Source organism: Vibrio sp. 10N.222.49.A3, assembly GCF_041475145.1.
Taxonomy (GTDB): Bacteria; Pseudomonadota; Gammaproteobacteria; order Enterobacterales; family Vibrionaceae; genus Vibrio; species Vibrio tasmaniensis_A.
This window is the reverse complement of sequence record NZ_JBFRVM010000084.1, coordinates 25,464-35,150: the sequence shown is the minus strand read 5'-3', so window position 1 is coordinate 35,150 and position 9,687 is coordinate 25,464. Positions and strand designations below refer to the sequence as shown.

Sequence of the window (9,687 nt, the reverse complement as noted above, 5' to 3'; positions counted from 1 at the left end):
ATCCGTTGAATCCGTTGAACCCGTTGAATCAGCTTGGTCTTTGGCACTCTTTTGCTGAAGATTGGCTGGCTGAGTTTTAGGCTTCAGAGCATTGTTAAAGATAGACTCAAGTTCTTCCGAGACGTTAGTCGCGGGACTCTGTCGAACCTTTTTGGGAAATCCTGCTGTGTCTGGGTGATCGTGTTTGACTCGCATTTTTACCTTCTATGAAACAATGGCACTACGAAACTCTTCTTGTTCGAGCTCTTCTTGGTACTGCACTTGACGTATTTGTTCAGCGATTTCTTGTTCGTTTAGCTGAATGAATTTTTCTTTGGTTTTATGAGCGGCGATTGCTTCTTTTTTTCTCTCTTTGAGCCGTTGAGCTTCTTGCTCCAATACTTTTTTGGCTTCAGCGGCTCGCTGCTTTAAATCGGCTTCTCTTTCCCTCAATAGTGCGATTTCTTGTCGCAATATCTCGAGTTCTTTTAGCACCACCATTTTCTGCTTCGCTTTGGTAAATCGTCGCTCTTCTTCTTCTTTTCGCCATTGGTGATAATCGACTACGGACTGCTCGGATTTTCGCCTTATAGAGAGGGCGTTGTTGACTCGGTACTCTTGCTGCTGAACTGCACTGTCAGCTCGCTCGGCACGAATCGTTTTGATCTCTAGTAACTGCTCGATCATAAGCCCGCGAGTCCTTGTAACTGAGTCACGGTTTCGTCGAGCTCACTTGTTTCGTGTGTGCCTTGACGTAAAAACGCTCGGATATCATCACTTTGATCAATGGCCATATCCGCGCGGTTATCAGCACCATGTTGGTATTCGCCAATTTTAATCAGCAGTTCAACTTCTTCATATTTTGCCAGCATTTCACGCATATGAGCTGCCGATGCTTGATGAGTTTTATCCACGATTTGGTTCATTACACGGCTTGCTGAACGAAGCACGTCAATGGCTGGGTAGTGGTTCATTGCGGCCAGTTTCCGAGAAAGAATAATGTGACCATCAAGTATTGATCGGGTCTCGTCGGCAACTGGTTCTGTCATATCGTCACCTTCTACAAGTACGGTGTACAGAGCGGTGATGGAGCCTTTGTCTGATTGGCCAGCACGTTCCATCAGTCTTGGCAATGCAGCAAAAACAGAAGGCGGATAACCTCGTCGTGTTGGTGGTTCACCTGCTGCCAAGCCGATTTCACGTTGAGCTCGGGCAAAGCGAGTGACAGAATCCATAAGCAGTAGGACGCGTTTACCTTGGTCACGGAAGTACTCTGCGATGGAGGTGGCCACAAACGCAGCTTTGGCACGTTCCATTGCAGGTCTATCTGAGGTTGCTACGACTAACACCGCCCTTGTCATGCCTTCTTCACCAAGGTCGTGTTCGATAAATTCTTTAACCTCACGCCCCCTTTCGCCGATAAGGGCGAGAACTGTGACATCAACGTCAGCGGAGCGGATGAACTTGGCGAGTAGGGTACTTTTACCACCACCAGCCGCGGCAAAAATACCCATCCTTTGTCCTTCGCCGCAGGTGAGTAATCCGTCTATCGAACGAACCCCCATGGAGATGGGATTTTCGATCAATTTTCGTTGCATCGGTGGCGGTGCATCTTTGTAAACTGGATACCAAGCACTCGGTTCTTTATTTTGGGTGCCATCAAACGGGCGACCCAGTCCATCCAGTACCTTACCTAACAAGTGGTTGCCAACGCCTACTTCATGCATTTTTCCAAGTGGACTCACTTCGGTGTTGGAGGAAATACCAAGCATGTTTCCAAGTGGAGTAAGTAACGCGTGATGTTGCTGAAAACCAACCACTTCCGCGAGAAGCGACAAGGTTTGATCAGGGTTGCGCAACTCACAAAGTTCCCCAACACGAACACCAGGAACCACGGCTTTGATGATGGTGCCAGTAACTTGAGTAACTCGGCCGCGGATTTGTATCAAACGAGTTTGTTTGATAGCAGATTGTTGCGTTTCGGTGATGTATGAGAAATCGTTCAATTTAGGAAATATGCGTAATAACTGGTAGTGATAGAGTAGAAAGGATGGGGCAGTATTTATAGTGACTATTGGTCGGGAGTTTTTAGAAAACTAAAAATGCCCTAAAAAAACACGTCTGATTTTGACAGCCTATTGCAAATACAACATTTACACTCAAGTCATATTGTACGAAAGGAGTGCAAATGAGTGAGTATTATCAACAATCAAATTGCAACGGGTAACAAGTTTGACACGCCAATTCGAAGCGGTCATGAGTACGTACGTTCTGGGGAGTCAATTGGTGGAAACTATCGAGGCGAGAGCGTCCGAGTACACAATGCTACTCAATCATTATTTGACGCAATGGAGGAGCTGACGTCATTAGGCTCAGAAAAAGCAGAAAAAGATCTAACCAAACGTAAAGTAAAAGATGGTGGTCTTCGGGTTAATGAAGCTCATGAGTTGGTGTCTGAATATTTAAGGAAAGTTCCTGATCTTGAGAAGAACCAAAAGATCAAAGACCTTGCTACCAAGATGGCGGGTGGCAACTTATCAACGATCGCGCAGCTACAAGCTTACCTTAATGGCTTTTCTGAAGAGAAGAGTCACCAGTACCTTGCATTAAAGGCGGTAAAAAAGTTTCTCGGAGCGAACCCAGAAAGTAAGAATCTGTTGGCGCTGATTGACCAAGCCCTTCTGAACTTTGAGCAAAATCCAGATTCTTGGTCTCAGATTGATACCGAGATTCGTGTGTCGAGCTTTGCTGATGAATATAGCAAAGAGCAAGACTTTAGCAGTTTGCACCAACTACGCGGTTTCTATCGTGACACAGTACACAGTTACCAAGGCTTAGGCTCGGCATACAAGGATGTGGTTGAGCGATTTGGTGAAAAAGAGGTGTCCACCGCCGTCGACTTTATGTTGCAAGGTATGAGTGCAGATTTAAGTGTTCAAGGCAGTAATATTGATTCGGTTAAGCTGCAGCTTTTGATGTCAGATATGCAAAAACTTAAGACGCTGAATACCCTTCAAGATCAAGTTAGTAATATCTATCAGATGTTTAAACCTCAGCAGGCAAGCCATGGCTTATCAAGTTACTGATTTAATGTCGGATGTCATCGACTTAGTTGAGCAGCGCTGGGTGGGAAGCGAAGAGATATGGAACTTAGTGAACGCCATGAAGTTGGGGGCCATTGAGCGACAAATTAGTTTTTTACGAGAACTGCACAACTTAGTTCGGCATATTTCCATTGATGTGTTTAACGACGAAGAACAGCGGCAAAACCTAATACAAGCAATACAAAAAGTGCTTGATGAAGCGATTGATTTAGAAGAAGAGGAAATTTGGAACGATGAATTGGATTGATGCGTCAGTGGATGATTTTTGCCGAGGAATGGGGCTTGAAGCCGTAAATTTCTCGTCGGCTGGACGTGTTCAGTTGAGCTTTGAACAAAGCGGCACCTTGTACCTTGAGAAATATCAGGATTGTTTGTTTCTTATGTTGGTAAAAGCGCTGCCATGGCATCAATCTAATGAGTCAATTAAAAAGGCACTGAGCTTTTGTCATTCAGGGCAAGGGTGGCCATTCACTATTAAAACTGGGCTGTTCGATGAACAAGCGTTAGTTTTCTCAGCGCAAATTGAAGGCGATGAAGTTACCTTACCAACCATAGAACAAGCATTCGCGTTGCTAGTTCGTTTGCATAACGACGTGGTGAACTCATGAATCGGATTAGTACATTAAACGTTGGTATTGAAAGTTTTGCTCATATCTCTCTTGAGCAAGTCGAAAGCGACTTTCCACAACGTTTTCAACTGCTACCTGACGGTCAAGCCATCGCGACGCACCTAGAGAAATTGTATGAACTTCGCCCTTCAGAGCAGTACTTGATGCCACTCGCTAAGCCAAAGATTACACATACAGACTTACTTCGCCCAGAAAAATACCGTCAGCAGTTTGATATAACTCTGCAAAGACTTCAAGACTTGGCGAAGAAAAATGGTTCTCATACGCTAACTCAAGCAGCGGAAACGTTGCAAACTACTCAATTAGATCAACGTTATCTCACCATGGCGTTGAATCTACTGATTCAGGTTTAACTCCCATGTTACAAGCAAAAGATGTGGAGCTATTGCTTATCCACGGGGCTCTCCAAGTTCAATATAAAAAACCTAAACAAGCAATTATGTTACTCGAAGCGCTGTTGGAAATCGAACCTCAGCATAAAGAAGCTCGCCAAACATTAGCGGTAGCATGCCTGGATTTAGGGCGGTACGCTCGTTCAATCGAACTGTGCGAAAGCTTGTTGGAAGCCAACAACTCTAATGAAGCTGGTTTATGGTTTTGTCTTAGCCAAGCCCGCTGGAAACAAGATGATGTTGAGGGCGCGCGCCGCGCTCATCGCTGTTATATAAAATCTCTAAATAGTGAACCAAATGAATAAGTTGATCGATATTATTAACAAGGTTGGGCAGCGTAAAGACATCATGCTTGCCGTGATGCTACTGGCAATCGTCTTTATGATGATCTTGCCTTTACCTACGACATTGGTGGATGTACTTATCGGTACCAACATGAGTATAGCGGTCGTCTTATTGATGATTGCTATCTACATTACATCCCCCCTAGAGTTCTCTGCATTCCCAGCGGTTCTGTTGATCACTACACTATTTCGCTTGTCACTTTCTATCACTACAACACGACTTATCCTGCTGCAAGGTGATGCTGGTCAAATCGTTTCTACCTTTGGTAACTTCGTCGTGGGTGGTAACCTGGTCGTGGGCATCGTAGTTTTCCTGATCATCACAATCGTTCAGTTTATGGTGATTACTAAAGGTTCAGAAAGGGTAGCGGAAGTCAGTGCTCGATTCTCCCTTGATGCGATGCCGGGTAAGCAAATGAGTATAGACGGCGATATGCGCGCCGGGGTAATCGATGTTCATGAGGCGCGTCATCGCCGTTCAGTGATTGAAAAAGAAAGCCAAATGTACGGCTCTATGGACGGGGCGATGAAGTTCGTAAAAGGAGACTCTATTGCTGGTCTGGTGATAATCGTGGTGAATATTCTTGGCGGTGTAACCATAGGTGTGACTCAAAAAGGCATGTCAGCGTCGGAAGCATTGGAGCTATTTGCTGTTTTGACCGTAGGTGATGGCCTGGTATCGCAAATTCCGGCTCTCTTTATCGCGATTACTGCCGGTATTATTGTGACGCGCGTTTCGAATGAAGAGTCCTCTGACCTAGGCTCAGATATCGGAGCACAGGTTACAGCACAACCAAGAGCTTTGTTGATTGGCGGTGTGTTGCTAGTGTTGTTTGCGCTTATTCCCGGTTTCCCGAAGGTTACCTTCTTTGTTCTTGCTATTGTAGTCGGTGGTGGCGGCTTTTTCTTACTCCATAACAAAAAACAACAAAGTAAATTAAGCAGTGCCGACTTACCAAGTTTTGTTGCCCAAGGCGCGGGCTCGCCAGCCGCCAAATCGAACAAAGCGGCACCTCAGCGCAACAGCAAAGGAAAACTAGGTGAACAAGAAGAGTTCGCTATGACGGTACCGCTGCTAATCGATTTGGATGCTCGCTTACAAGAGAGCTTAGAAGCCGTCGCTTTGAATGATGAGCTCGCACGAGTAAGACGAGCGTTGTACCTAGATCTCGGCGTGCCGTTCCCGGGGATTCACTTACGATTTAACGAAGGGATGAGCAACGGTGAATACTTGATTCAATTGCAAGAAGTGCCAGTTGCCCGCGGTCGGATTCAAAGCTTAAAACTGCTGGTGACAGAAGATAATGAGCAGATCGATTTGCTTGGTATACCTTACGAGAAAGATGACGATTTTCTACCGGGAATTTCGAGTATTTGGGTAGACCACAGTCATAAAGTAAAACTAGAAAACAGCCAAGTGGGCTTTTTAACTCCCGACCGTATTTTGACTTACCACCTATCTCATGTGCTAAAAGAGTACGCCCAAGATTTTATCGGTATCCAAGAGACTCGTTATTTGCTAGAGCAAATGGAAGGCAGTTATTCCGAATTAGTAAAAGAGACACAGCGTATTGTGCCTTTGCAAAAAATGACGGAAATCCTACAACGCCTTGTCTCTGAGGATATTTCTATTCGTAACTTACGAGTGATCTTAGAAGCAATGGTGGAGTGGGGACAAAAAGAAAAAGACGTGGTTCAGTTGACTGAATACATCCGTTCAAGTTTGAAACGCTATATTTGTTACAAGTACGCCAGCGGTCAAAATATGTTGCCAGCATACCTGTTAGATCAGAGCTTGGAAGATATGCTCCGTAACGGTATTCGTCAGACTTCGTCGGGCAGTTACTTAGCGCTTGACCCTTCCGTTACTCAACAGTTTGTCAGCGACGTTAAGCAAGCAGTTGGTGATTTGAGCCGTATGCCAAATAAACCAGTGTTAGTGGTGTCAATGGACGTACGCCGTTACGTGCGAAAATTGATTGAATCTGAATACTACGATCTGCCAGTGCTGTCTTTTCAAGAACTAACGCAACAAATTAATATTCAACCTTTAGGCAGGGTGGGAATGTAATGGCATGTGTACTCAGTCAGTCTTTAGTGACGTCAGGAATCAAAGTGAGGCCTTATTTCTGGCAGAAAAGCACTATCTTACTTGGCCATCGCTACGAATACGACGGTATGGAGCTCGTGTTCCGAGTAGACGATGGTGAAATTATCATCGTTTTGTTGCGAAGAATTACTCCAAACCAAGGTTTGAGCAATCCTTTCTCTGCACTGTTTTTACTCGCAGAACATGCTATCCGATTGTACCCACTCAACTGGATCATTAGTGGCAACGTTGACGTATTGCGTGGTAGCAATATGAGTAACCAAAGATTAGCGCAATTCTATTTGGGAGCCTGTGGTGCGAGTCACGATGAACAAGATGATTGGTACTACTTGCGCCTGAGTGACTACCGCCCACTTAAAAAGAGAAAGAAAGTAAAAACTCTCGACTGTTACTGACAGCATCTAATAGATGCTTCGCTTTAATATAGGTATCAAGATGAAGCAACCCTTTACCGAAACCATTGAAAAATCAGAACTTGCTATCCTTACTGCAGATGACAGAGCTGAAGTGTTCAATGAACTACTTGAAGGATTAGGTGTTGGTCCAGTAGCAGGAAATATTCTGCTTGATGGGTTAAACGCCGATCCCAAACTGATGAAACAAGCAGAACATGAATTGCTCGAGGAAGTACAACGCCGCAGACAACAACAACATCCGCTCCACGGCACTAATGCCGAAGGCTCTAGGCGCAAGCGGCCTGTGTTACTTCGTGGCATAGTAATTTAAAGGTTTTTAAATGACGGATATAAACAGAAGAAACCCAGTAGGTGGGGTAGGACCTCGACCAGAGCCGCAGACCTCATTTCAGGATCGTTTGGCTGATAAATTGGCTAATATTTTAGGGGAGCCAAATGCGGCTAAGTTGAAGGCGTTGATTAGTCAATTGCCTAAGGTGTTAGGGCGTAGTGAACAAGATAGCCTTGATCTTTATGCCAATTCATTGAGGAAACTACTAGAAAAACAAGCAGCATTTACTGGCACTGCTGCAGTTGATACTGCTGCTCATTGGATGAAATCGTTGCAAAATCAAGCGGTGAATGGTCAGATTTCACCTCAAGACTTGGTAAACGGAGTCAACAAAACACTTACTTACCAATTCCGAACTTGGTTCGAAAAGCAGTTAAGTGACAAGGTAGACAATTCGCTCCCTACAGACTTTATCAATCAGTTCCGCTTAGGAAGCCAGAGTACCCAAGAAGAACAAATAGCTAACTTAGATGCCGATGCACTTAAACAAGCTACTGCGAAGATCAGTGTGTTTATAAATTCACTTTCTCAGCAAATGAGCTCTAGTAAGGTTCGTGAGAACGCTATTTCTTTTTTGCGTAATGCATTTCGCAATCTAGGTTCGGTAGACATCAACGAGCTAAATAACTCGGATTATTTATTAACGAAAGAAAGCTTCAAAGCAGCAGTTTTAGCACAGCTTACTAGATCTTTAAATAATGCAGGTCTTACGCTAAGTGGCAGTGATGCACAACTTTTGGCAAATAAAATCACTTGGCTTCCAGGTATGTCTAAGCAGGAGCTTAGAGGAGGGCTGAACGATCTGGTGAACCAAGTAAAAGGTCAATACGCAAATGCTTATGGAGCAGGTTCGGTTAGTAAGCTGCAAATAGTACTTGATGCGGCAATTGCGAAGCTAAGGAGCTCATCTACGGATATAACGCTCTCTAGCTTATTCTCGAATATGGCTGTGAGTCTTATAAACACTCAAGTCGATGCCTTTTATAGCAGTCTTCACGAAGTGCAGAAGTTCCAAACTCCACAACAACAGGTTGACCAAATAAAACAGCATACAGCACGAGATATAAGATTTCAGTTTGAAAAAATGATGTTGAGGAAAGATGTTGGTATCGACTTTGCCACTCGTCATAAAAAAATGATGAGTAACCTAGCCGCTCTGAAAGCTCGTTTAAGTAAAATCACAGAAGATGAAAAGAAAATAACGGTAGGGACTGACGGTCAAAGGAAAGCAGATGTTAAAGCTGAGCACTCGTTAACCTCTCGTGATTTGTTATCTGTGATTGATTCGACTATTGGCGATCGTTTTGATGAGCGCGTGCTGTTTTCTTTAAATGAGCGTCGAGTGAACCGTCTTGAAAAGCGTAACGAGAAGAAAGAGGAACTCCAAGAGCTTACGACTAAACTAAAAATATTTGGTCAAGTCCAGACTACCATCAGTACAAAGTTATCGGAGATAATTAACTCAAGTACTGGTGGTGGGCATTATTATCCAGACAGGCAGCATTTTACTTATAAACATTTCGGATATGAGACTCAACAAAAGTTTGAAAAAGGTAAGGAGTTTAAGTATTTAGAAAAACATATAACTCCAAGGGTTGGTTCTGATGGAGTTAAATACTTTACTCACAAACAATTTTTAGAGCATGCAGGAGTGACTGTTAGTCGCGATGTATATTATAACAATACAGATAACAAATACCTTAGTAATTTTTCTAGCTCGGTTTCAAGTAAGTCGAAGCCAATTAACGATTCTGTACAGTTAAAAACTACTGCGTTAAGCGACATCAGTTCCCAATACAACGCAACTGTTGAAGCTATGAACAAATTTGTTCAAAAGTACCACAATATTTTGCAAGCAATCCTACGAGCGATTTAAGGATAAATAACCATGACTACACAAAACCCGGTAACTGACCCATCTCAAATGCAAGCAGAGGAACTCCTTTCGTTTCTTGAGGAAGGTGGAACGTTAAAAATGCTGCACGATGTATCAGCAGATACCATTGAGCACATTTACGCTGTTGGATTCAATTTTTTCCAATCAGGAAAAATAGAGCAAGCCGGTAAGATATTCCAACTGCTTAGCATGCTTGACCACTACCAAGCACGATTTTTTATTGGTTTAGGAGCTGCTCGTCAAGAACTGGGTGAGTACCTGCAGGCGATTGACGCCTACAGTTATGCAGCGCTTGTAGATATTAATGACCCACGCCCACCTTTCCACTCTGCAGAGTGTTACCTAAAACTTGAGCAATTAACAGAGGCAGAGAGTGGGTTTTACAGCGCGAAGGGGATGTCTGCCGGAAAACCAGAGTATGCAGATTTGCATCAACGCGCAGGCATCATGTTAGAAGCGGTGAAAAACAAAAGGAGTAACTAGAA

General features: G+C 43.9%; 12 protein-coding genes and 1 pseudogene. 10 read left to right on the top strand and 3 right to left on the bottom strand.

All coding sequences use genetic code 11. From position 1 onward, the window contains the following. From AB4589_RS15780 to sctN, 3 genes and pseudogenes are all read right to left on the bottom strand, one after another. A pseudogene (locus AB4589_RS15780) lies at positions 1–195 on the bottom strand (type III secretion system needle length determinant); the annotation flags it as partial. A 9-nt stretch (positions 196–204) separates the two neighbouring features. Continuing rightward, the gene (gene sctO / locus AB4589_RS15775; protein WP_017096443.1) at positions 205–666 is read right to left on the bottom strand and encodes a type III secretion system stalk subunit SctO; all 462 of its coding nucleotides are present in this window, start codon (positions 664–666) and stop codon (positions 205–207) included. Then, complete coding sequence (gene sctN, locus AB4589_RS15770) at positions 663–1,985, bottom strand: type III secretion system ATPase SctN (protein ID WP_017100265.1); 1,323 nt, start codon at positions 1,983–1,985, stop codon at positions 663–665. The genes sctO and sctN overlap by 4 nt, the downstream gene beginning before the upstream one ends. Before the next feature lie 186 nt (positions 1,986–2,171). Here sctN and sctW point away from each other — a divergent pair, with 186 nt between their 5' ends. Genes sctW through AB4589_RS15720 form a run of 10 tightly spaced genes read left to right on the top strand, consistent with a single transcriptional unit; the run spans position 2,172 to position 9,685 of the window. Then, positions 2,172–3,065, top strand: coding sequence for a type III secretion system gatekeeper subunit SctW (gene sctW, locus AB4589_RS15765; RefSeq protein ID WP_017096445.1), 894 nt, complete (start codon positions 2,172–2,174; stop codon positions 3,063–3,065). Continuing rightward, positions 3,046–3,330, top strand: a complete 285-nt coding sequence (locus AB4589_RS15760; RefSeq protein ID WP_017096446.1) for a TyeA family type III secretion system gatekeeper subunit — start codon at positions 3,046–3,048, stop codon at positions 3,328–3,330. The genes sctW and AB4589_RS15760 overlap by 20 nt, the downstream gene beginning before the upstream one ends. Then, on the top strand, positions 3,317–3,691 hold the full coding sequence (sycN, locus tag AB4589_RS15755) for a type III secretion chaperone SycN (RefSeq protein WP_017096447.1): 375 nt from the start codon (positions 3,317–3,319) through the stop codon (positions 3,689–3,691). Before AB4589_RS15760 ends, sycN begins: the two co-directional genes overlap by 14 nt. Beyond that, a complete protein-coding gene (gene vscX, locus AB4589_RS15750; protein WP_017096448.1) occupies positions 3,688–4,065 on the top strand; it encodes a type III secretion system protein VscX in 378 nt (125 codons plus the stop codon). The genes sycN and vscX overlap by 4 nt, the downstream gene beginning before the upstream one ends. Before the next feature lie 5 nt (positions 4,066–4,070). After that, positions 4,071–4,409 (top strand): type III secretion system chaperone VscY, encoded by a 339-nt coding sequence (gene vscY, locus AB4589_RS15745; protein ID WP_017096449.1) that lies wholly within the window; start codon positions 4,071–4,073, stop codon positions 4,407–4,409. Next, positions 4,393–6,519 (top strand): type III secretion system export apparatus subunit SctV, encoded by a 2,127-nt coding sequence (sctV, locus tag AB4589_RS15740; protein ID WP_102249940.1) that lies wholly within the window; start codon positions 4,393–4,395, stop codon positions 6,517–6,519. The genes vscY and sctV overlap by 17 nt, the downstream gene beginning before the upstream one ends. After that, positions 6,519–6,953, top strand: coding sequence for an LcrR family type III secretion system chaperone (locus AB4589_RS15735; RefSeq protein ID WP_372101065.1), 435 nt, complete (start codon positions 6,519–6,521; stop codon positions 6,951–6,953). Before sctV ends, AB4589_RS15735 begins: the two co-directional genes overlap by 1 nt. Before the next feature lie 40 nt (positions 6,954–6,993). Further along, positions 6,994–7,284 carry an LcrG family type III secretion system chaperone gene (locus AB4589_RS15730; protein WP_017096452.1) on the top strand — a complete coding sequence of 97 codons (291 nt, stop codon included), beginning with the start codon at positions 6,994–6,996 and terminating at the stop codon, positions 7,282–7,284. Positions 7,285–7,294: 10 nt separating this feature from the next. Next, positions 7,295–9,181, top strand: a complete 1,887-nt coding sequence (locus AB4589_RS15725; RefSeq protein ID WP_017096453.1) for a virulence-associated V antigen — start codon at positions 7,295–7,297, stop codon at positions 9,179–9,181. Positions 9,182–9,193: 12 nt separating this feature from the next. Beyond that, positions 9,194–9,685 (top strand): SycD/LcrH family type III secretion system chaperone, encoded by a 492-nt coding sequence (locus AB4589_RS15720; protein ID WP_017096454.1) that lies wholly within the window; start codon positions 9,194–9,196, stop codon positions 9,683–9,685. Positions 9,686–9,687: the final 2 nt, after the last annotated feature.

Bases quoted from the DNA above. Each gene is read 5' to 3' on its own strand.
- sctO (WP_017096443.1), bottom strand. From the start codon at position 666: ATGATCGAGCAGTTACTAGAGATCAAAACGATTCGTGCCGAGCGAGCT.
- AB4589_RS15760 (WP_017096446.1), top strand. From the start codon at position 3,046: ATGGCTTATCAAGTTACTGATTTAATGTCGGATGTCATCGACTTAGTT.
- sycN (WP_017096447.1), top strand. From the start codon at position 3,317: ATGAATTGGATTGATGCGTCAGTGGATGATTTTTGCCGAGGAATGGGG.
- vscX (WP_017096448.1), top strand. From the start codon at position 3,688: ATGAATCGGATTAGTACATTAAACGTTGGTATTGAAAGTTTTGCTCAT.
- vscY (WP_017096449.1), top strand. From the start codon at position 4,071: ATGTTACAAGCAAAAGATGTGGAGCTATTGCTTATCCACGGGGCTCTC.
- AB4589_RS15735 (WP_372101065.1), top strand. From the start codon at position 6,519: ATGGCATGTGTACTCAGTCAGTCTTTAGTGACGTCAGGAATCAAAGTG.
- AB4589_RS15730 (WP_017096452.1), top strand. From the start codon at position 6,994: ATGAAGCAACCCTTTACCGAAACCATTGAAAAATCAGAACTTGCTATC.
- AB4589_RS15725 (WP_017096453.1), top strand. From the start codon at position 7,295: ATGACGGATATAAACAGAAGAAACCCAGTAGGTGGGGTAGGACCTCGA.
- AB4589_RS15720 (WP_017096454.1), top strand. From the start codon at position 9,194: ATGACTACACAAAACCCGGTAACTGACCCATCTCAAATGCAAGCAGAG.